The organism is Pseudomonas sp. NFACC02, assembly GCF_900110765.1.
Classification (GTDB): Bacteria; Pseudomonadota; Gammaproteobacteria; order Pseudomonadales; family Pseudomonadaceae; genus Aquipseudomonas.
The window spans coordinates 24328-46128 of sequence record NZ_FOEO01000038.1 but is presented as its reverse complement, the minus strand read 5'-3'; the positions used below and the strand labels follow the sequence as shown (position 1 = coordinate 46128).

Genomic DNA, 21801 nt, shown 5'->3' with positions numbered 1-21801 from the left:
CTTAGCGTCTGGCTGGAACCGTCAATGCCTTCTACCCTCGTCGGCCCTTGCGAATTTCGCGAGGAGATACGCAAGAGCCGCTTCATTACCCTTGCGGCGCCCATCAACAGCCCGGCCGACGCTCACGCGTTCATTGAGCAGAACAGCGACCTCAACGCCACGCATAACTGCTGGGCCTGGAAATTGGGCGGGCAGTACCGCAGCACGGACGATGGCGAGCCAGGCGGCACGGCAGGCCGACCGATTCTCGCGGCCATCGAAGCACAGGATTTCGATCGGGTCGTGGTGCTGGTGATTCGCTGGTACGGCGGAATCCAGTTGGGCACCGGGGGATTGGCGCGGGCCTATGGTGGCGGGGCGAACAAATGCCTGCAACAGGCAGCACGCCTGCCCCTGATCAATCGTGTCCCCCTGACGTTCGACTGTACCTTCAGCGAACTGGCACTGGTGAAGTTGCGGCTTGCAGAACTCAATGGCGTGGTGGACAACGAAGACTTCACCGCCAGTGGCGTGGAGCTTTCGATCGCTCTGGGGCCTGAGCAAATCGAAACCTTCCAGCGTCAACTGGCCGACCTCAGTCGCGGACGCATCATGCTGCACCGAACGCCCGACGTCTGACTGCCCTCCAGGTGACCTTGGCGGTTGCCCACATCTACTGTGCACCCGCCTGTGGACAAGCTGAGCACACACCCTCGCAGGCCTTATTCTATAAGGGCTTGCGGCTTCTGATCAGTTTTTAGCCAAAGCCCTTGTCCACTGCATAAAATGGCCGGAAAACAGGAAGTTAGCAGGCCTTATTGCCAGTTGCTCCTACCCTGCGTGCGCTTATGCCAAGGAATTTCGCTTGCTCACATTAACTGTGGAGCAACCTGTGGATAACAGGTGCAACGCTTGCCGCAGCGCCGGGGATATCTTGCTCGCCCTCAACTGGTCATTTTTCATACAAATTAATTGAACCAAATTGACTCGTCAGTGAAACGAGGCGCCCAGTGATGGTGCTGATACGTGCCAAAGCGTTCATTTATCCACAGCGCAGCGCGAGCTCAGGGTAATAAGTTTACGGCAGCAATCGCCTGAAACCCGGTAACTACTGGGTCTAGCGTGGAGCGCGACGTTGACTCGACAGTAGCGCGGAGAAAAACCTGACCAGCTGGCCAAGAAATTGCTAAGTGCAGTAGCGATCCTTTGTCATCGAGCCCGACATGTCTCATTCAACGCCCCACCCGCGCCTGCAATTGCGCCACATCACCAAGCAATACCCAGGGTGTCTTGCCAACGATGCTATCGACCTGACTATTCAACCCGGCGAAATCCACGCACTGCTGGGCGAAAACGGCGCGGGCAAAAGCACCTTGATGAAAATCATCTACGGGGTGGTCCAGCCCGACGCCGGGCAGATTATCTGGCAAGGTCAGCCACTTTCCATGCGCAACCCCGCCCAAGCCCGGACACTCGGTATCGGAATGGTGTTCCAGCATTTTTCGCTGTTCGAAACGCTGAGTGTCGCGCAAAACATCGCCCTGGCGATGGGGGCTGGGGCCGGTACGCCGAGACAGCTGGAACCGAAGATTCGTGAGGTTTCGCAACGTTATGGCATGGCCGTCGAGCCTCAACGGCTGGTGCATGGCCTGTCTATCGGAGAGCGACAAAAAGTCGAAATCATCCGTTGCCTGATGCAAGACATTCGCCTGCTGATTCTCGATGAACCGACATCGGTGCTGACGCCGCAAGAAGCCGAGGATCTGTTTGTCACGCTGCGTAGACTGGCCGAGGAAGGTTGCAGCATTCTTTTCATCAGCCACAAGCTGGGTGAGGTACGCGCGTTGTGCCACAGCGCGACGGTGTTGCGCGGCGGCAAGGTGTCGGGGCATTGCATACCCGCCGAATGCAGCGATCTGGAACTGGCGCGCTTGATGGTCGGTGATGCGGAAGGCCTGGTCGCGCAATACCCGAAAGTCGCAGGCGACGCGCCTTTTCTGCACGTGGAAAAGCTGTCCTGGCATAACCCGGATCCGTTCGGCTGCTCGTTGACCGAGGTTGACCTGGAGGTACGCAGCGCAGAGATCGTCGGCATCGCGGGGGTCGCCGGCAATGGCCAGGATGAATTGCTCGCCCTGCTTAGCGGGGAGCAGCCATTGAATCGGGCCGAAGCGCGCCGCATCCGCTTTGGCGATCAAGGCGTCGCTCATCTGCGCCCGGACGCCCGACGTCAACGGGGTCTGGCCTTCGTGCCCGCAGAGCGCCTGGGGCACGGGGCCGTGCCGGAAATGAGCCTGTCGGATAACGCGTTGCTGACCGCTTTTCAGCAGGGTCTTGTCAGCAAGGGCCTCATTCAGCGCGGCAAGGTTGAGGCCTTAGCTCAGACCATCATCCAGCGCTTCGCGGTGAAGACGCCAGACGCGCGAACAGCGGCGCGCAGTCTGTCGGGTGGCAATCTGCAGAAATTCATTCTGGGACGCGAGATTCTGCAAAACCCGAAACTGCTGGTCGCCGCGCATCCGACCTGGGGCGTGGATGTGGGCGCAGCGGCCGCGATCCACCGCGCGCTGATTGCATTGCGCGACGCCGGCGCGGCGATAGTGGTGATCTCCGAAGACCTCGACGAGCTGTTTCAGATCAGTGATCGGGTGGGAGCGTTGTCAGGTGGCCGGCTGTCGAGGCTGGTGGCTACCGCGCAAACCACGCAGGTGCAGATCGGCGGATGGATGGCCGGGCAGTTCGACACCGATGACCGACCTCATAACGACTCCGCGTCGCACATTTAAAGGGGACTCCAATGTTGCTTTCACTGGAACCACGCGGCCAGGCTTCGCGTGCCATGCTGTGGTTTTCGCCCTTGCTGGCAGCCTTGCTGACGCTGCTCGCGGGGTCGTTGCTGTTCATCGCGCTCGGGCTCGACCCGTTGCTGACGCTTCACACCCTGCTGATTGCACCCGTCAGTGACCTCTACGGCGTGTCTGAATTGATGGTCAAGACCCTGCCGATTCTGCTTTGCGCGCTGGGGCTGGCCGTTGCGTATCAGGCGCGTATCTGGAACATCGGTGCAGAAGGCCAGTTATTGATTGGCGCCTTGGCGGGCAGCGCCGTGGCGATCAACGTGATCGATATCGACAGCCGCTGGGTGCTGGTGCCGATCCTGTTGACCGGTATCGTCGCCGGTGCCGCATGGGCCGGCCTCACCGCCTGGTTGCGCACACAGTTCAACGCCAACGAAATCCTCACCAGCATCATGCTCAATTACATAGCGCTGAACCTGCTGTTGTATTTCGTGCACGGCCCGCTGAAAGATCCGGCGGGCATGAATTTTCCCGAGTCGGCCATGTTCGGCGACGGCAGTCGTCTGCCGCTGCTGACAGAAGACGGCCGGGTACACGCCGGTGTGTATTTCGCCCTGCTCGCGCTGGTTGCGGTCTGGGTGTTGCTGCAACGCAGCTTCGTCGGCTTCCAGATCAAGGTCCTCGGCCTGGACAAGCGCGCCGCCGGCTTTGTCGGCTTCCGTGAGAAGCGGCTGGTCTGGCTGGCGTTGTTGATCAGTGGCGGACTTGCCGGGTTGGCGGGTGTCTGTGAGGTGACCGGGCCGATCGGTCAATTGGTGCCGCAGGTTTCGCCAGGGTACGGCTATGCCGCGATCACCGTGGCCTTTCTTGGGCGACTCAATCCCATCGGAATTCTGTTCTCGAGCCTGTTGATGGCGTTGCTGTATCTGGGCGGCGAAAGCGCTCAGATGACCCTTAATTTGCCGCAGGCCATCACGCAGTTGTTCCAGGGCATGATGCTGTTCTTCCTGCTGGCCTGCGATGTGCTGATTCTCTACCGCCCGCGCCTGAAGCTGCGCTGGGCCCGCCGCCAGATGGCCGCTGTGCCGGGAGCCGTGTGATGGATATCGATCTGCTGAGTAACATCTTTTTTGCCACGGTACGTTGCGGCACGCCGCTGTTGCTCGTGGCGCTGGGTGAGCTGGTTTGCGAAAAGAGCGGCGTCCTCAATCTGGGCCAGGAGGGCATGATGCTGTTCGGTGCGGTGATCGGTTTCATCATTGCGCTGAGCACGGGCAGTCTCTGGCTGGGGGTATTGCTGGCAATCCTGGCCGGCATGCTGCTGTCGTCCCTTTTTGCCTTGGTCGCTCTGGTATTCAACGCCAATCAGGTCGCGACCGGGCTGGCGCTGACGATCTTTGGCGTCGGGCTGTCCAGTTTCGTCGGCGCCACCTGGGTCGGCAAACCGCTGGCGGGATTCGAGCCTCTGGCGGTGCCTTACCTGAGCGATATTCCACTGATCGGGCGAATGCTTTTCGCGCAGGACATCCTGGTTTACCTGTCCTTCGCCCTGTTCGCGCTGGTGGCCTGGACGCTGCTGAAAAGCCGTGCGGGTCTGATTATTCAAGCGGTAGGCGAGAACCCTGACGCAGCGAGTGCGATGGGCCTTCCCGTGCTGCTCGTTCGTACCCTGGCGGTGCTGTTTGGCGGTGCCATGGCAGGGCTCGCCGGTGCTTATCTGTCGCTGGCGTATACGCCGATGTGGGCGGAAAACATGAGCGCCGGCCGTGGCTGGATTGCCCTGGCGCTGGTGGTGTTCTCCAGTTGGCGCGTGGCTCGGGTGCTTTTGGGCGCGTACCTGTTCGGCTTCGCCAGCATCCTGTACCTGGTCGCTCAAGGCATCGGCCTGGCGATCCCTTCGAACCTGCTGGCGATGCTGCCGTATGTCGCGACGATCGTGGTGCTGGTGTTACTGTCGCGCAACGCACTGCGCACCCGACTGTACGCACCGGTGTCCCTGGGACAGCCTTGGCAGTCGGGGCACTGATTCAGGTGAGAGGACGACCGTTGCGCCGGAAAACCAAATTCCTGGGGGCCGCTGCGGTCAACTCTGCTGATGCCGCCTCGTTTCGTTTTCCAAGGAGTTGAATTCATGCCTGCCAACAAAACTGCATTGATCATCGGCGCTTCCCGAGGTTTGGGGCTCGGCCTGGTCAAACGCCTGACCGAGCAAGGCTGGGAGGTCACCGCGACCGTTCGCGATCCCCATCATGCCGACGAGTTGAAAGCCGTACCCGGCGTACACATGCAGACGCTCGACATGGACGAACAATCGTCGCTGGAAGTGCTCACGCATAACCTCAAGGGTCAGGTGTACGACGTGCTGTTCGTCAACGCCGGCGTCATGGGGCCCAAACACGATAACCCGACCGACGCCACCGCCGGTGAGCTGGGTCAGTTATTCCTGACTAATGCGGTCGCCCCCATTCGCCTGGCCAAGCGCTTCGTCAATCAGATCCGCCCGAACACGGGCATCATTGCGTTCATGAGTTCGGTGCTGGGCAGCGTTACGATGCCCGATGCGCCAGAAATGGCGTTGTACAAGGCCAGCAAAGCGGCGTTGAACTCAATGACCAACACCTTCGTCACTCAAATGGGCGATAACAAGCCTACGGTGCTGTCGATGCATCCAGGTTGGGTCCGCACGGCCATGGGCGGCGAGGGTGCGGACATCGATGTGGACACCAGCGTGCGTGGGCTGGTCGAGCAGCTTGAGCGATTTGCCGGAAAGGGTGGTCATCACTTTGTGAATTACAAGGGTGAGACGATTCCTTGGTGATGAGTTGAATCGCAGGCGTCGCTTGCGGGGCGAATGCGCTGGGTCAGCGGTATCCACGTCGACCGACCTGCCGTATTCGCTGCCGTTGTAACCTCCGAGGTCTCCCACAGGTTTGTGCCGGTCAAATCATCGCATCCTGCCGCTAATCAAAGGTGAATGCCGATACTTGATCGCAAGGTCAACTCCCCACTACACTCCGCAGCCTCGCCTCGCGGCTCATTGAAGCCGCGGCGACCCTGGATCAGCAGACAGGGCAACACTGAGCTGGCGACCTGAACCCATTTTTCAGAGGAGCCGGCCAATGCCCGCGATCCGTATCTGGTTGAAAAATCCCCTTGCCGTGTTTACCGCCAACGATCTCGATGCCCGAGGCGGGCTGGTGGTGGAAAACGGTGTGATCGTCGAAATGCTCGCGGCCGGTCAGTCTCCCTCCCTGCCCTGCGACCAGACGTACGATGCCCGTGAACATGTGCTGCTACCGGGCCTGATCAATACCCATCACCATTTCTATCAAACCCTGACCCGCGCCTGGGCCCCCGTCGTCAATCAGCCGCTGTTTCCGTGGCTGAAGACGTTATACCCGGTGTGGGCGCGCCTCACGCCGGAAAAGCTGGCGCTGGCCAGCAAGGTCGCCCTCACCGAACTGCTGTTGTCAGGCTGCACCACCGCCGCCGATCACCACTATCTGTTCCCGGACGGGCTGGAAAACGCCATCGACATCCAGGTGCAGAGCGTCCGTGAGCTGGGCATGCGCGCGATGCTGACACGCGGCTCGATGAGCCTGGGCGAAGCCGATGGTGGTCTGCCGCCGCAACAGACCGTGCAGCAAGGACAGGTGATTCTGGATGACAGTCAACGCCTGATCGACACCTACCACGAGCGCGGCGACGGGGCGTACATCCAGATTGCCCTGGCGCCTTGCTCGCCATTTTCGGTGACCACGGAAATCATGTCCGAAAGTGCGGTGCTGGCCGAAAAGCTCGACGTTCGTCTGCATACGCATCTGGCCGAAACGCTGGATGAAGAGGACTTCTGCCTGCAACGCTTCGGCCTGCGTACCGTGGATTATCTGGACAGCGTGGGGTGGCTCGGCCCACGCACCTGGCTGGCCCACGGCATTCATTTCAACGAGCAGGAGATCGCACGGCTCGGTGCGGCCGGGACCGGCATCTGTCACTGCCCAAGCTCGAACATGCGCCTGGCGTCCGGCATCTGCCCGACAATGGACCTGATGGCGGCCGGTTCGCCGATCGGATTGGGTGTGGACGGCTCGGCTTCAAACGACGCGTCGAACATGATGCTGGAAACCAGGCAGGCGCTGTACCTGCAGCGGTTGCGTTACGGCGCGCAAAATATCACCCCGGAACTGGCATTGGGTTGGGCAAGCAAAGGTTCGGCGAAATTGCTGGGCCGCAGCGACATCGGTGAACTGGCAGTGGGGAAACAGGCTGACCTTGCGATGTTCAAACTGGACGAACTGCGTTTCTCGGGCAGTCATGATCCACTCTCGGCGCTGTTGTTGTGCGGAGCGGATCGGGCAGATCGCGTGATGATCGGCGGCCAATGGCGCGTGATTGACGGGCAGGTCGAAGGGTTGGACCTCAACGGATTGATCGCCGACCACCGACAGGCAGCGGCCAGGTTGATCAACGGTTGACGATGCAGACTGCCCATGGTCAGCAGTCAGCATAAAAGCCGTCACAATCCCAGCAGCGAAAGCATGATGAAGGTCGCGAACAGTACGAAGTGCGTCATGCCTTCGATGGCATTGGTTTCGCCATCATTCAGATTGATGGCGCAGACCAGCAGCGTGACGAAAATCATCACGGTCTGCACCGGCGTCATCGCCATCTGAAACGGTTGCCCGCTGTACAGCGCCATCGCCTCCATCACCGGCACCGTCAGAATCACCGTCGACAAAGACGCACCCAACGCGACGTTGACCACCGACTGCATCCGGTTTGCCAGCGCGGCTCGCAGGGCGGTGAGAATCTCAGGTGCAGCGGAAATCGCCGCGACCAGAATTGCGGTCATCACCGGTGGCGCGCCACTGCCTTCCAGGCCCAGGTCCACCGTCTTCGACATCACCTCCGCCAACGCACCGATGATCACCACGCCAAAGACCAGCGTGCCGATGGACCAGGTCAGGTTCACCGGCGCGCTCGACTGTTCAGGCTGATCCTTGCGGCGTTTCTTTTCGGGATAGCTGTAACTGAAGAAATAACTGTGCGGTCCGACCTGCATGCGCAAAAACAAGCCGTAGAGCAGGATCATCGCGCCGATGGTGAACGCCGAATACATCTTCCATTTCGACTCTGGAATGAACTCGGGGACCACCATGGACACAGCCATCGCCGTCAGGATCATCACGCTGTACGAACGCGCTGAATCGTCGTTGTACGGCTGCTCGCCGTGCTTGAGCCCACCCATCAACGCCGCCAGCCCGAGAATGCCGTTGATATCGAGCATGACCGCCGAGTAAATCGTGTCGCGGACCAGCGTCGGTGAGGGTTCGTTGCTCATCATGATCGCCAGGATGACCACCTCGACCAATACCGCAGACAGGGTCAGGATCATCGTGCCAAAGGGATCTCCGACTTTTTCCGCGAGCAATTCGGCATGATGCGCGACGCGCATGGAGGCGCAGATGATGAACCCCACCAGCGCGATACCTGCGATCAGGGCAACGGTGTGGCCGTGTCCCAGTAATTGATGCTCGAACGGGTACGCCAGGCAGGTCGCAATCACCGCCAATAGAAGAAACTTTTCTTGCTTGAGTATCGTGCCCATTGCTGCCTTTTCGCCTCTGCGACCCAGGCCGCACATCCATGAAGGTTTAACTGTTCAAGGGGTTCAGAGTGCTGATTGTAAGTAAAGGTTTCACGCACCGGTTCGCGGCGTGAATGAACGACCGCGCACCGTCGGTGAACACGTCGGCGCTCGGCAGCCATCAACAACGTCAGAAGAAGCCCGCCCCGCCACCAGACCTGTCTTATTGGTCAGCTTTTTGCATTGAGTCCAGCGCCCCGCCCAGACGGCCCGGCCCACAAGACCAAAGGAGCTCGACCTGCATGCTTTCCACCCTTCACTCACGCCGTTCGCTGAAAAAACTGTTGTGCGCCATGGCCGCTGTCGTAGGCCTCGGTTCCAGCGTGCTGGCGGTAGCGGCCGACCCGCTGAAAGTCGGCTTCGTTTATATCGGACCGATCGGTGACCACGGCTGGACTTATCAGCATGAGCAGGGCCGCCAGGCCATGGCCAAGGCACTGGGCGATAAGGTCACCACCAGTTTTGTCGAAAACGTACCGGAAGGCGCTGACGCGGAGCGTGTCATCCGCAACATGGCCAAGAGCGGCTACGACCTGGTGTTCACGACTTCCTTCGGCTACATGAACCCGACGCTGAAAGTCGCCAAGCAGTTTCCCAAAGTGACCTTCGAACACGCGACCGGCTACAAGCAGGACAAAAACATGGGCACTTATCTGGCCCGTACCTACGAAGGCCGTTATGTCGGCGGTTTCCTCGCGGCAAAAATGACCAAAACCAAAAAAATCGGTTATGTCGCTTCGTTCCCGATCCCGGAGGTCTTGCGCGATATCAACGCAATTCAACTGGCGCTGAACAAATACAACCCAGGCACCGAAATCAAAGTGGTGTGGGTCAACTCCTGGTTCGATCCGGGCAAGGAAGCGGACGCGGCCAACGCCTTGATCGATCAGGGTGTCGACGTGATCTTCCAGCACACCGACAGCCCGGCCCCGATTCAGGCGGCCGAGCGTCGCGGCGTGTACGCCGTGGGTTATGCCTCGGACATGGCGCACTTCGGTCCCAAGGCCGTGTTGACCTCGATCGTCAACAACTGGGGCCCGCATTACATCCAGGCCACCCAATCGGTCATCGACGGCACGTGGAAATCGCAGGATTACTGGGGTGGCTTGAAAGAGGGCACGGTTGAACTGCCGATCAGCGATCTGGTGCCTGCGGACGTGAAAAGCGAAGCCCAGCAGATCATCGCCGACATCAAGAGCGGCGCGTTCCACCCCTTCACCGGCCCGATCAAGGACCAGACCGGCGCCGTGAAAATCCCGGAAGGCAGTGTCGCGACCAACGCCGAACTCGCGTCGATGAACTATTACGTGGAAGGCGTGAAGGCGGAGTTGCCGAAGTAAGGCAATCCCTGGTTTCAAAATCCGTAGGAGCGCGCTTGCCCGCGATTGCTTTCTGTCAGTCGACACATCTGAACCTGACACACCGCATCGCGGGCAAGCGCGCTCCTACAGTGAGCACTAGCCGCTAAACGGAGTACGCATGAACCCGCTTCCCGTCATCGACATTTCCCCTCTTTACGCTGACGACGATCAGGCCTGGCACGAGGTTGCCCGGCAGATCGACGCAGCGTGCCGTGAATGGGGTTTCTTCTACATCAAGGGCCACCCGATCAGCGCCGAGCGGATAGATCAGGTGATTGGCAGTGCTCAGCGCTTTTTCGCTCTGCCCATGAGCGAGAAGCTGAAAATCGACATCACCCAAAGCCAGCATCATCGCGGCTATGGGGCAATTGCCACCGAGCAACTGGACCCCGACCTGCCCAGCGATCTGAAGGAAACGTTCGACATGGGCCTGCACTTGCCTGCCGATCACCCGGATGTGCTGGCGGGCAAGCCGCTGCGCGGGCCTAACCGTCATCCGGATCTGCCGGGTTGGCAGTCACTGATGGAGCGCCATTACCAAGACATGCAGGCACTGGCCCTGACGCTGCTAAGGGCCATGACGCCAGCGCTGGGCATCGAGCGCGACTTCTTCGATCAACGTTTCGAGCAACCCGTCAGCGTGCTGCGGATGATCCACTACCCACCCCGCCACACGGCTACCAGTGAACAGCAACAAGGCGCCGGCGCCCATACCGACTACGGCTGTATCACCTTGCTTTATCAGGACGTCGCCGGCGGTCTTCAGGTGCGGGATGTTCGCGGTCAGTGGGTTGATGCACCGCCCATCGACGGCACCTTCGTGGTCAACCTGGGGGACATGATGGCGCGCTGGAGCAACGATCAATACGTATCAACGCCGCACCGGGTCATCAGCCCGCTGGGGGTTGATCGCTATTCGATGCCGTTCTTTGCCGAACCACACCCCGATACCCGGGTGGAATGCCTCCCCGGTTGCACCGATGAGCAACATCCACCGCTTTATCCGCCGACCACGTGCGCGGAGTTTCTCCTGTCACGTTTTGCTGATACCTATGCCTACAGGAGGGAGCAGGACGCGAAGGTTTGAACCGTCCGGTCAGGTTTTCACCCAGCGGTCGCACCCAACTCTGTAGAATGCCCGCCATTGCACCTGATGAGAAAAGCACATGTACGACTGGTTGAATGCCCTGCCCAAGGCTGAATTACACCTGCATCTGGAGGGCTCTCTGGAGCCTGAACTGCTGTTCGCCCTGGCCGAACGCAACAAGATTGCCCTGCCCTGGAACGACGTTGACACCCTGCGCAAGGCGTACGCGTTCAACAACCTGCAAGAGTTTCTTGACCTGTACTACCAAGGCGCGGACGTTCTGCGCACCGAGCAGGATTTCTACGACCTGACCTGGGCCTACCTGCAACGCTGCAAGGCCCAGAACGTCATTCACACCGAACCGTTCTTCGATCCACAGACCCACATCGATCGCGGCATCGCGTTTGAGATCGTGCTGAATGGCATCGCCAGTGCGCTGAAAGACGGTAAAGAGCAACTGGGCGTGGACAGCGGCCTGATCCTCAGCTTCCTGCGCCATCTCAGCGAAGAAGACGCGGAAAAAACCCTCGACATGGCCCTGCCCTATCGCGATGCCTTCGTTGCGGTCGGCCTGGACAGTTCTGAGATGGGGCATCCGCCGAGCAAGTTTCAGCGGGTTTTCGATCGGGCGCGAGCGGAAGGTTTCCTGACGGTGGCGCACGCAGGCGAAGAAGGCCCGCCCGAGTACATCTGGGAAGCACTGGATCTGCTGAAGATCCAGCGCATCGATCACGGCGTCCGTGCGATCGAGGACGAACGCTTGATGCAGCGGATCATCGACGAGCAAATTCCGCTCACGGTCTGCCCATTGTCAAACACCAAGCTCTGCGTGTTCGATCACATGGGCCAGCACAACATCCTCGACATGCTTGAGCGGGGAGTGAAGGTCACGGTGAACTCCGATGATCCTGCTTATTTCGGGGGATACGTCACCGAAAACTTCCTGGCACTGCATGAGCATCTGGGCATGACCCAGGATCAGGCGAAACGCCTGGCCCAGAACAGTCTGGATGCGCGGTTGATCAAGCCCTGATCCAAAAGGCATCCAGAATGCCTTCCGGGGACATGCGGTTTGCCTGCGGTGCGGATATCAGAATCCCCACCGCGGCAGGCCATGTGACTGTGCGTATCGCCAGCAATGCCTCAAGCCGCTGCCGCAATCTTGTTGATCTCCCGCTGCCCGTTGGAAGACACCTGCAGGGTGCAAGCTTCCTCCGTCGCCCGCAACCAGCCCAATTGCATGAACAACTGCAGCAATCCGGCACCCAGGGCACCCCCAAGGTGCGGGTTCACCTCGCTGCATTCGGCGCAGGCACACACAGTTTCCCGCTGCCTGTGCGCCAGGGCAGGTACGAAAATTCCGCGTTCGGCAAAACGTGAAATCCCGACGTTCGTCACCTCCAGACGTTGATCGGACTGTTCGATCCAGCCTGCGCCCAGCATGCGCTGGTACAACTCCGTCCCCAGTTCTCCGCCGAGATGATCGGCACACACGCTCGCGCGGCGCAATGGCAACGGAGGCAACGGCTGCGCCACGCTACGGCTGACGACCTCGGCGCTGATCATCGAGGCACTGGCCAACGCCTGTACGGCCATGCCCACTTCCGGCGCGGCCAGTCTGAAAAACCGTTTGCGTCCGCGCACTTCTTGCCGGAGCAGCCCACCGGAGGCCAGCCGCGCCAGGTGTGCACCCGCCGAAGAAGTAGACAAGCCTGCCAGCAGCGCCAGCTCGTCAGCCGCTCGGGAGGTCCCGTCCATCAATGCCCACATCATCGCACTGCGCTTGGGATCCGCGAGCAGCGCGGCAATCTGACTGATGCAAGGTGCGTGTTCCATGTCTTCACTCCCTGTTGAAACATTCGTCTACTACGATGACCGGCTTTCCATACACGGTATGCACTCATGATCGTCGCATGGCACACCCGATGGTTTTGATCTGCATCACCTCGTGGAAACTCTGAACGGCATGACTCGCCCAGTCGTACAGATTGGCTCAAACAATCAAGACACTTTCGATGTCGCGCCAATAACGGGATCCACGGTGGCTGCACAGTATAAGCGCTGCATCTACAGAGAGAATTGGGTTCGCAAAGTCGGGGGATGAACCTTGTCATCTGCACAGGTAAAGCATCGGCCAAAGGGTCGCACCTTCACGCTTCGTCAGCGCACTTCGCAATACAGCCAGAAACCGCTTGCCACGGGGCTGAGAGTCTTATGACGGCAACGCATGGGGATTAATACCGCGGCAAATGCCTACAGCGAATACTCCAAAAACTCTCAAGAAAAAAATCCGTCGATCAAACAGGCATGCCGGATTTATCCACTGAAAAAACTGTCCTGATGATGCCTGGCGAAATCCCGTGTAAGAAGATTCTATTTTTTAAGTAGTAAACACCTGCGGAAAATCCGTTTCATTCGTCAATCACCGGAAGGCGGTGTATTCAACTCGGCGTTTATCTGCGGGCGGGTAAAAGGACTCGGCAACGTCGCCACGTTGCCGAAGGGACGTTACAGTCGTATATCGACCTGCTGGGCAAGGGCATCGCGTTTCAGCTGGGCGCGTCGGGTGACCATCGCCAGACTCACGGCCAGGACGCCACACAAGGTGATGACGGTCGCCATCGGCACGGCCGTGCCGTCATGGAGCACCCCCACCAACGCCGCAGCGCCTGCAGCCACACTGAATTGAAGGCATCCCAGCAACGCCGACGCACTGCCGGCACGTTTGCCCTGCCCGGCCATTGCGCAAGCCGATGCATTGGGAATGATGCATCCCAGACTGGCGATGTAGACGAACAGCGGAATCAGCAGTGGCCAGAGCTTTTCGGTGTGCAGTGAGGCTATTCCGAGCAAGACCACCGCAGCAGTGAGGTAGAGCCAGACCATGCGCGACAACAACCACGCAGGACCGAAACGGCCGACCAGTCGGGCGTTGACCTGTGCGACCAGGATGAACCCGGCAGCGTTTGTACCGAACAGCCAGCCGTAATGCTCCGCCGGAACGCCGTACAGCTTGATGAACACGAAAGGCGAACCTGCAATGTAGGAAAACATGCCGGCCATGGCGATGCCGCCGGTTAACGCATGACCCAGAAAAATCCGGTCCCCGAACAGGCGCCAGTAGGAACCCAGAGCGCCGGACAACGGCAGTCGGGGGTGACCGGCGGGCATGCTTTCCGGCAGGCCCCACGCCACAGCGGCTGCGGTCATGGCGCTGAACAGCGTCAAGGTCATAAAGATGGTCTGCCAGCCGTACACATTGACCAGCAAGCCACCGAGCATCGGTGCCAGAATCGGGGCCAGCCCCATGACCAGCATCAGTTGCGAAAACACTTTTGCCGACTCGACAGGGGAACATTTGTCACTGACGATGGCACGCGACAGCACCATCCCGGCGCACCCGCCCAACGCCTGAACGAATCGGGCCGCAATCAGCCACTCCAGACTCGGCGCAAAGGCGCAGGCCAGCGATGCCAGTGTGAACAGGGCAACACCGAACAACAGCGGCAGGCGTCGGCCGAAGCGGTCGGCAATCGGTCCGTAGACCAGTTGTCCGATGCTCAAACCGAGAAAGTAGGAAGCCAGCGTCAGCTGAACGTGTCGCTCATCCGTTCCGAATGCCAACGCAATGGCCGGAAAACCCGGCAAATAGAAATCAATGGCCAATGGGCCAAAAGCGCTGAGTGCGCCGAGGATCAGGATCGTTCGCAGGTTCATTCATCTTCCTAAGCAGTTTCACGCCGTTGCACAGTTTAACAACTCAGAATCTTCTCAGGCCGTCGACTGGAAAATGACTAAAAGTTTTTTCAGTGTTCCCAACCGTCAGGCGGAAATCCGGAACTAATCTCGTTATACCGGGCATCGGTTAATGGATTTCTCACAGCGCTTTTACAAATAACTCACAGATCCGCTTCTAGACTTTTTACATAAGTTGAGGAAAACGGAAATGAATACGCGTTGGGTTGTGCTGTGGTGCTGCTTGGTGGTCGCCGGATGTCAGTCTACCCACGACCAGTTATTGGCCGAAGGTTACCCACCGGCGTTCGCGGACGGTTTTCAGGATGGCTGCGGGAGTGGTCGACAGTCCGTGGATATCATGAAAGGGCAATACAAAAAGGACGTGCAGCGGTATTTGCGCGACACGGTTTATGCGCAGGGCTGGAGTGATGGATTTCGCCAGTGTCAGGCTCAACTGGAAAACCGCGCGCTTCAGGATCAGGGGCGAGACAGTATCTGGAACGACCGGGACCGAGCCTGGGAGCAACAGAAAACCCAGGACGCCGCCAAGGCTTATCGCTCTCACTGACGCTTATGTCGTTACGGGACATTTGGCGAAACTTATCGAATGCGATCATGGCCCAACTTTCATGAACGTGAATAAGGGAGCACCTCATGAGTCGGGCCTTCGTCAATGAAGACAACGCTGCCGCTCAGGCAAGCCAGCCGATCGAGCGACAGGTCAGCGCGCAGCCAAATTATGTCACCGCCAGCGGCCTCGCTCAGTTGCAGGCCCATGTCATGTCCTTGCAGACGCAACACAGCGAGGAATCCTCGCGTGGCGACAACGCGGACAAGCAACGCCTGGCCGATCTCGAAAGGGATCTGCGCTACTTCAATCAGCGCCTGCAGAGTGCTCAAGTGGTCGCGCCTGCGGTGTCGACTGAAAAGGTGCAGATCGGCAGTTGGGTGACCTTTGCCGATGAGCAGGACAACCGGCAACGTGTTCAGTTGGTGGGAGAAGATCAGGCCGATGCGACAAGCCAGTTGATCAACTGGGCTTCCCCGCTGGGGAAGGCGTTGCTGGGTGCCGAGGTCGGTGATGAGGTCAGCTGGAGACGGCCCGTCGGCGATCAGATCATTGAAGTCCTGGAGATCGAGGCGGAGGTCTAAGATAGACCGCGGTTCTTTTTGATAATGGAAGGACCTATCAAGCGACCTGCCTCACAAAAAAAAAAGGAGCCCGAGGGCTCCGCTTTCATGGTGCTCGCCTGACTCAGGCCAGCTTCTTGTGGCGCACGCGGTGCGGTTGGGCAGCGGCTTCGCCCAGACGCTTTTTGCGGTCGGCTTCGTACTCGGTGTAGTTGCCTTCGAAGAACACGGCTTGCGAGTCGTCTTCGTACGCCAGGATGTGGGTCGCCACGCGGTCCAGGAACCACCGGTCGTGGGAGATCACAATGGCGGCGCCCGGGAAGTCCAGCAGGGCTTCTTCCAGGGAGCGCAAGGTTTCGACGTCGAGGTCGTTGGACGGTTCGTCGAGCAGCAGAACGTTGCCGCCCTCTTTCAGGGTCAGCGCCAGGTGCAGACGACCGCGCTCACCACCGGAGAGGTCTTTGACGAACTTTTGCTGATCACCGCCCTTGAAGTTGAACCGGCCAACATAGGTGCGCGACGGAATTTCGTAGTTACCGATCTTGATCTGATCGGAGCCATCGGAAATCTGTGCGAAGACCGTCTTGCTGCCGTCCAGGTCATCACGGCTCTGATCGACGCAGGCCAGTTGCACGGTTTCACCGATCTCGATGGAGCCTGAATCCGGTTGCTCCTTGCCCATCAGCATGCGGAACAAGGTCGACTTACCAGCGCCGTTACCGCCGATCACGCCGACGATGGCGCCCTTCGGCATCGAGAACGACAGGTTATCGATCAACACGCGATCGCCGTAACCCTTGGTGACGTTCTTGAATTCGATGACCTTGTCGCCCAGACGCGGGCCGGCCGGAATGTAGATCTCATTGGTTTCGCTGCGCTTCTGGAATTCCTGCGACTGCATTTCCTCGAAGCGTTGCAAACGGGCCTTGGATTTCGACTGACGGGCCTTGGCGCCTTTGCGCACCCACTCCAGCTCTTCCTTCATGGCCTTTTCGTGAGCCGATTGCTGCTTGGATTCCTGGGCCAGACGTTCGGACTTGGCTTCGAGCCAGCCCGAATAATTGCCCTCGTAAGGAATACCGGCCCCACGGTCGAGTTCCAGAATCCAGCCAGCGACGTTGTCCAGGAAGTAACGGTCGTGGGTGATCGCGACCACGGTGCCCGGGAAGTCGTGCAGGAAATGCTCGAGCCAGGCCACCGAATCGGCATCCAGGTGGTTGGTCGGTTCGTCGAGCAGCAGCATGTCCGGTGCAGACAGCAACAGGCGGCACAGGGCAACACGACGCTTCTCACCACCGGAAAGGTGTTCGACCTTGGCGTCCCACGCCGGCAGACGCAGGGCGTCGGCAGCGACTTCCAGCTGACGCTCGAGGTTGTGGCCGTCGCTGGCCTGCAGGATGGCTTCCAGCTTGGCCTGCTCGGCGGCCAGCTTGTCGAAGTCGGCATCCGGTTCAGCATAGGCAGCGTAGACCTCGTCCAGACGCGCCTGGGCGTCCTTGATCACGCTGACCGCCTCCTCGACCACTTCGCGAACGGTCTTGGTCGGGTCCAGTTGCGGTTCCTGCGGCAAGTAGCCGATGTTCAGCTCAGGCATCGGACGTGCTTCGCCGTCAAATTCGGTGTCGACACCGGCCATGATTTTCAGCAGCGTGGATTTACCCGAACCGTTGAGACCGAGTACACCGATCTTGGCGCCCGGGAAGAACGACAGGGAGATGTTTTTCAGGATTTCCCGCTTCGGCGGAACAACTTTGCTCAGCCGATGCATGGTGAAGACGTATTGAGCCATGGAATGAAAACCTGGTTATGACTGTGAATAAAGGCGCGAGCGTCTGGACGAAACCCGGTGCTCTGTCGCAAAAACAGCTTTTTATTTACCCTCGCAACTTGCCGTCTGGCACATCCGGGCCTTGAATTGATGAAGGTGTGACCAGAATAGCGGCGGCAAGACTTCCGAGCACCGGTATTAAAGCTGGAGCAATGTTTGCAGGCATTGCGTAACGCTTGCAGAAATCGGGCATCCCGCGCGTCGCGCAAAGCTACCCGAATGCAGTCGACAGGGCAAACCGTGCAGCCCAATGGGACTGGCACTTAGCCACAAGTCAAGGCATGCTAGCCGCCTTTTGGGCGTCGAGCTTATAGTGCATCTCGCACACGCTGATTCAGTCCAGCAGTCAGGATCACAGTTTGTCCACACCAACATCCATTCCGCCCTTGCGTTCCTCGAAAAGCGCGACGGCCATGCCTTTTCGAGGCTCGCTGAAAGGCGCACTCGCGATGCTGGTGCTGCTTATGCTGGTGCTTTTGTTATGGCAACTGGTTGAGCAGTTTCAACAGACGCAGGAGCGCCAGTATCAGCGCAGCGTCGATTACAGCATCCAGTTGGCCGACCGTCTGAGCCTGAACATGGCGCTGAACGCTCAGGTGGCGCTTAACCTTCTGGATGACGCGAGAAGTTCCCCCCAGCCCATCGAACAGCATACGGCGACACTGGATCGCCTGCGTCAGGCGATTCCTGCTCTGCGCAGCGTGGCCTGGCTCGACAATGACTCCAAGGTTATCGGTGACAGCGCCGAGGGGAGTCAGGACGACGGCTTTTTGACTGAGCAGCACAAGCGCATTCAAGGCCGGACCTACTATTACGCTGACGCCGAAGACGGTTCGCTGATTTACCTGTTCGTCCGTCAGCCGGGCAGCGCAAGCGAAGGCTATTGGGCAATCCGCCTGGATACCTCAGCCTTGAAGACCCTGACCCGACAAAGCGATCAGGACTACCAGCCCGGCTGGCAACTGGAAAACCGGGCGACCCGACATCTTGTCTACCGAGGCGAAGCCGCTGGCGGCGAATCGGACGAGAGCGACCTGCAAACGGTGCTGCTTGAACCATTGGCCAACAGCGACTGGCAACTGCGCGGGCTTTTTGATGCGCGCAAAGCTCGTCAGGCCTTGATCGCGCCGTTATTGGCAAAATGCCTGATCGCCCTGCTCTGCTCCATCGTGCCTCTGCTGGCGTTGCGCAGCCTGAGACGCCGCCAACAGCAGTTACATGAAAGCCGTCGCCGCTACCAGGACATCTTCGAAGGCACCGGCGTCGCGCTCTGTGTGCTGGATCTTTCAGGCCTGCCCGACTACCTGAAGCACCTGCAACTCAACAGCAGCGAAACGTTGAGACAGCGCCTGGCCGATCATCCCGACCAGCTTAAAGGCCTGCTGCACCAATTGCGCATCACCGAGGTCAATCAGGTCGCTTCCAGTCTGCTGCGCGCCGAGTCCGCCGAACGGGTCTGGCAACAATTGATCGAGGGGTGTCCCCGGTCGAATACCGGCATTGGCATACAGTTGATCAGCGCCGTACTCGACGGCCTGCCGCAACTTGAGCTGGAAATCCTGCTGCCCGATACCGAGGGCAATGATCAACACCTGTGGCTCGTGGTACGCCTGCCCGAACAGCCGGAAGACTTCAACGCGGTCATTCTGAACATCAACGACATCACCAACCGCAAGCAAACCGAGCTGGCATTGGTGGAGCGCGAAAGCTTCTGGTCGGACGTGGTGCGAACTGTCCCCGACCACCTGTACGTGCAGGACATCACCACGCGCCGCATGATCTACAGCAACCACCATTTAGGGCAGACCCTGGGTTATTCCCGGGAAGACCTGCAACAAATGGGCGAGTACTTCTGGGAAATACTGTTGCACCCGGAGGACACCGAATGCTACGAACGCTTGCGCCTGACCCGTCAAGGCGACAGCGGTCTGACGCAATGCCAACTGCGCTTTCGCGACTGTCGAGGCCGGTGGCGCCGCTTCGATATCCGCGAGCAAGCGCTGACCCCGGACAACAACGGTCAGGTCAGGCGCATCATCGGCGTCGCCAAGGACATCACCGACCAGGTCGAAGCCAGTCAATCGCTGCGCGACAGCGAGCAGCGCTACCGGATGCTGGCGGAAAGCATCAGCGACGTCATCTTCTCCACCGATCAGAAATTGCGACCCAACTACGTCAGCCCGTCGGTCAATGCGGTGTTGGGGTACACCTCCGAGTGGATTCTGCAAAACGGCTGGAATTCGATCATTGCCAATCCGCAACAACTGTCGGCGCTCTATGCCTTGTTGCACCGGGTTCGCAAAGGTCTGGGCAAGCCTGACGCGCTGGCGGCGTTGCGCAGTGAAGTGACGACGCAACTGTTTCTGTTCGACTGCCTGCGCGCAGACGGGCGCAAAATTCCCGTTGAACTGCGTCTGGTTCTGGTGTGGGACGAAGCCGGGACGTTCGAAGGCATTCTCGGGGTCGGCCGTGACATCAGTCAGCAGCGCCGTGCGGAAAAAGACCTGCGCATGGCCGCGACCGTATTCGAACACTCGACCTCTGCGATTCTGATCACAGACCCGGCCGGTTATATCGTGCAGGCCAACGACGCGTTCAGTCGCGTCAGCGGCTATGCCGTCGCACAGGTGCTCGACCAGTTGCCGATGATGTTGACCGTCGAGGACCAACAGGGTGCCCAACTGGGCTACATCCTCAAACAATTGCATCAGCGTGGCAGTTGGGAGGGCGAGTTGTGGCTCAAGCGACGCGACGGCGAACATTACCCGGCGTGGGTGGGCATCACTGCCGTGTTCGACGACGAAGGCGACCTGGCGAGTTACGTGTGTTTCTTCAGCGACATCAGTGAGCGCAAGGCCAGCGAACAACGTATTCACCGGCTGGCCTACTACGACGCCCTGACCCACCTGCCCAACCGCACGCTGTTCCAGGATCGTCTGCACACCGCGCTGCAGCAAGCCGAGCGCCAGCATGCCTGGGTGGTTCTGATGTTCCTCGATCTGGACCGTTTCAAGCCGATCAACGACTCGCTGGGCCACGCGGCGGGTGACCGCATGCTCAAGGAAATGGGCGCACGGCTTCTGGATTGTGTGGCCGAAGACGACACCGTGGCACGCATGGGGGGGGACGAATTCACCCTGCTCCTGCAGCCCGGCGCCACGCAACAGGCTGCGCTGACCCGCGCGATTCATGTGGCCGAGCAAATCCTGGCCAGCCTGGTAAAACCGTTCGTGCTGGAAGGCCGCGAGTTCTTCGTGACCGCGAGCATCGGCATTGCGCTGAGCCCGCAGGACGGCAGCGAGCTGAGTCAACTGATGAAGAACGCTGACACGGCGATGTACCACGCCAAGGAGCGTGGCAAGAACAACTTCCAGTTCTATCAGGCGGACATGAACGCCAGTGCCCTGGAGCGTCTGGAGCTGGAGAGCGACCTGCGCCACGCGCTGGAGCAGGAAGAATTCACGTTGTATTACCAACCGCAGTTCAGCGGCGACGGCAAGCGCCTGACCGGCACCGAAGCGCTGCTGCGCTGGCGTCATCCCCGTCGTGGCCTGGTGCCGCCAGGGGATTTCATTCCGGTACTCGAAGAGCTCGGGCTGGTGGTCGAAGTCGGTGAATGGGTGCTCAAGCAAGCCTGTCAGCAGCTGCGCGAATGGCACAAGGCGAAAGTTCGCGTGCCGAAAGTCTCGGTCAACATTTCTGCGCGACAGTTCTCCGACGGTCAGTTGGGCATGCGCATCGCCAATATTCTGCAGGAAACCGGCCTGCCGCCGGCGTGCCTGGAACTGGAGCTGACCGAAAGTATCCTGATGCGCGAAGTCAGCGAAGCGATGCAGATTCTGGACGGCCTCAAGCGTCTGGGGCTGAGCATCGCGGTCGACGACTTCGGCACCGGGTATTCCTCGCTGAACTACCTCAAGCAATTCCCGATCGACGTACTGAAGATCGACCGCACCTTTGTCGACGGCTTGCCGTCCGGCGAACAGGACGCGCAGATCGCCCGCGCGATCATCGCCATGGCCCACAGCCTGAACCTGGCCGTGATCGCGGAGGGCGTGGAAACACACGAACAACTCGAATTCCTGCGCGAACACGGCTGCGACGAAGTGCAGGGTTACCTGTTCGGTCGACCGATGCCGGCCTCGCGGTTCGAAGCGCAGTTCAGTAACGATGCGCTGTTCATGATTGACTAACAGCCGCGACAAGCTTCAAGCCCCAAGCCCCAGGCAGAC

Annotated in this window: 16 protein-coding genes; 12 read left to right on the top strand and 4 right to left on the bottom strand. The window is 59.6% G+C overall.

Annotation, left to right across the window (positions count from 1 at the left end; genetic code table 11):
- Positions 1-24 precede the first annotated feature (24 nt).
- The 6 genes from BMY73_RS22490 to BMY73_RS22465 all read left to right on the top strand — a co-directional run bounded on the left by BMY73_RS22490 (position 25) and on the right by BMY73_RS22465 (position 7252).
- Positions 25-618 carry an IMPACT family protein gene (locus BMY73_RS22490; protein ID WP_092409869.1) on the top strand — a complete coding sequence of 198 codons (594 nt, stop codon included), beginning with the start codon at positions 25-27 and terminating at the stop codon, positions 616-618.
- A 584-nt stretch (positions 619-1202) separates the two neighbouring features.
- Positions 1203-2765, top strand: a complete 1563-nt coding sequence (locus BMY73_RS22485; protein WP_092409867.1) for an ABC transporter ATP-binding protein — start codon at positions 1203-1205, stop codon at positions 2763-2765.
- A gap of 11 nt (positions 2766-2776) precedes the next feature.
- Positions 2777-3877, top strand: a complete 1101-nt coding sequence (locus tag BMY73_RS22480) for an ABC transporter permease (protein WP_092409865.1) — start codon at positions 2777-2779, stop codon at positions 3875-3877.
- Positions 3877-4803 carry an ABC transporter permease gene (locus tag BMY73_RS22475; RefSeq protein WP_092409863.1) on the top strand — a complete coding sequence of 309 codons (927 nt, stop codon included), beginning with the start codon at positions 3877-3879 and terminating at the stop codon, positions 4801-4803. Before BMY73_RS22480 ends, BMY73_RS22475 begins: the two co-directional genes overlap by 1 nt.
- 105 nt (positions 4804-4908) lie before the next feature.
- Positions 4909-5595 carry an SDR family oxidoreductase gene (locus BMY73_RS22470; RefSeq protein ID WP_092409861.1) on the top strand — a complete coding sequence of 229 codons (687 nt, stop codon included), beginning with the start codon at positions 4909-4911 and terminating at the stop codon, positions 5593-5595.
- A 301-nt stretch (positions 5596-5896) separates the two neighbouring features.
- Positions 5897-7252 (top strand): 8-oxoguanine deaminase, encoded by a 1356-nt coding sequence (locus BMY73_RS22465; protein ID WP_092409859.1) that lies wholly within the window; start codon positions 5897-5899, stop codon positions 7250-7252.
- A 41-nt stretch (positions 7253-7293) separates the two neighbouring features.
- On the opposite strand, the gene BMY73_RS22460 is transcribed toward BMY73_RS22465, so the two are convergent.
- Positions 7294-8385, bottom strand: coding sequence for a calcium:cation antiporter (locus tag BMY73_RS22460; protein ID WP_092409857.1), 1092 nt, complete (start codon positions 8383-8385; stop codon positions 7294-7296).
- A gap of 281 nt (positions 8386-8666) precedes the next feature.
- Between BMY73_RS22460 and BMY73_RS22455 the strand changes: the two genes are divergently transcribed.
- From BMY73_RS22455 to BMY73_RS22445, 3 genes are all read left to right on the top strand, one after another.
- Positions 8667-9764, top strand: a complete 1098-nt coding sequence (locus tag BMY73_RS22455) for a BMP family ABC transporter substrate-binding protein (RefSeq protein ID WP_092409855.1) — start codon at positions 8667-8669, stop codon at positions 9762-9764.
- 139 nt (positions 9765-9903) lie between these two features.
- On the top strand, positions 9904-10872 hold the full coding sequence (locus BMY73_RS22450; RefSeq protein WP_092409853.1) for a 2-oxoglutarate and iron-dependent oxygenase domain-containing protein: 969 nt from the start codon (positions 9904-9906) through the stop codon (positions 10870-10872).
- Between the two features lie 79 nt (positions 10873-10951).
- A complete protein-coding gene (locus tag BMY73_RS22445; RefSeq protein ID WP_092409851.1) occupies positions 10952-11905 on the top strand; it encodes an adenosine deaminase in 954 nt (317 codons plus the stop codon).
- A gap of 110 nt (positions 11906-12015) precedes the next feature.
- Here BMY73_RS22445 and BMY73_RS22440 read toward each other — a convergent pair whose 3' ends face one another.
- Together BMY73_RS22440 and BMY73_RS22435 are read right to left on the bottom strand one after the other, a co-directional pair.
- Positions 12016-12708 carry an ArsR/SmtB family transcription factor gene (locus BMY73_RS22440; protein WP_062390053.1) on the bottom strand — a complete coding sequence of 231 codons (693 nt, stop codon included), beginning with the start codon at positions 12706-12708 and terminating at the stop codon, positions 12016-12018.
- 672 nt (positions 12709-13380) lie between these two features.
- On the bottom strand, positions 13381-14589 hold the full coding sequence (locus tag BMY73_RS22435; protein ID WP_062390050.1) for a multidrug effflux MFS transporter: 1209 nt from the start codon (positions 14587-14589) through the stop codon (positions 13381-13383).
- Positions 14590-14818: 229 nt separating this feature from the next.
- Between BMY73_RS22435 and BMY73_RS22430 the strand changes: the two genes are divergently transcribed.
- Both BMY73_RS22430 and BMY73_RS22425 read left to right on the top strand, forming a co-directional pair.
- A complete protein-coding gene (locus tag BMY73_RS22430) occupies positions 14819-15178 on the top strand; it encodes a hypothetical protein (RefSeq protein WP_062390046.1) in 360 nt (119 codons plus the stop codon).
- A gap of 86 nt (positions 15179-15264) precedes the next feature.
- Positions 15265-15762 (top strand): GreA/GreB family elongation factor, encoded by a 498-nt coding sequence (locus BMY73_RS22425; protein WP_092409849.1) that lies wholly within the window; start codon positions 15265-15267, stop codon positions 15760-15762.
- A 103-nt stretch (positions 15763-15865) separates the two neighbouring features.
- On the opposite strand, the gene ettA is transcribed toward BMY73_RS22425, so the two are convergent.
- Positions 15866-17530 carry an energy-dependent translational throttle protein EttA gene (gene ettA / locus BMY73_RS22420; RefSeq protein WP_092409847.1) on the bottom strand — a complete coding sequence of 555 codons (1665 nt, stop codon included), beginning with the start codon at positions 17528-17530 and terminating at the stop codon, positions 15866-15868.
- A gap of 398 nt (positions 17531-17928) precedes the next feature.
- Between ettA and BMY73_RS22415 the strand changes: the two genes are divergently transcribed.
- The gene (locus BMY73_RS22415) at positions 17929-21762 is read left to right on the top strand and encodes a sensor domain-containing protein (RefSeq protein WP_371914996.1); all 3834 of its coding nucleotides are present in this window, start codon (positions 17929-17931) and stop codon (positions 21760-21762) included.
- The last annotated feature ends 39 nt before the right edge of the window (positions 21763-21801 follow it).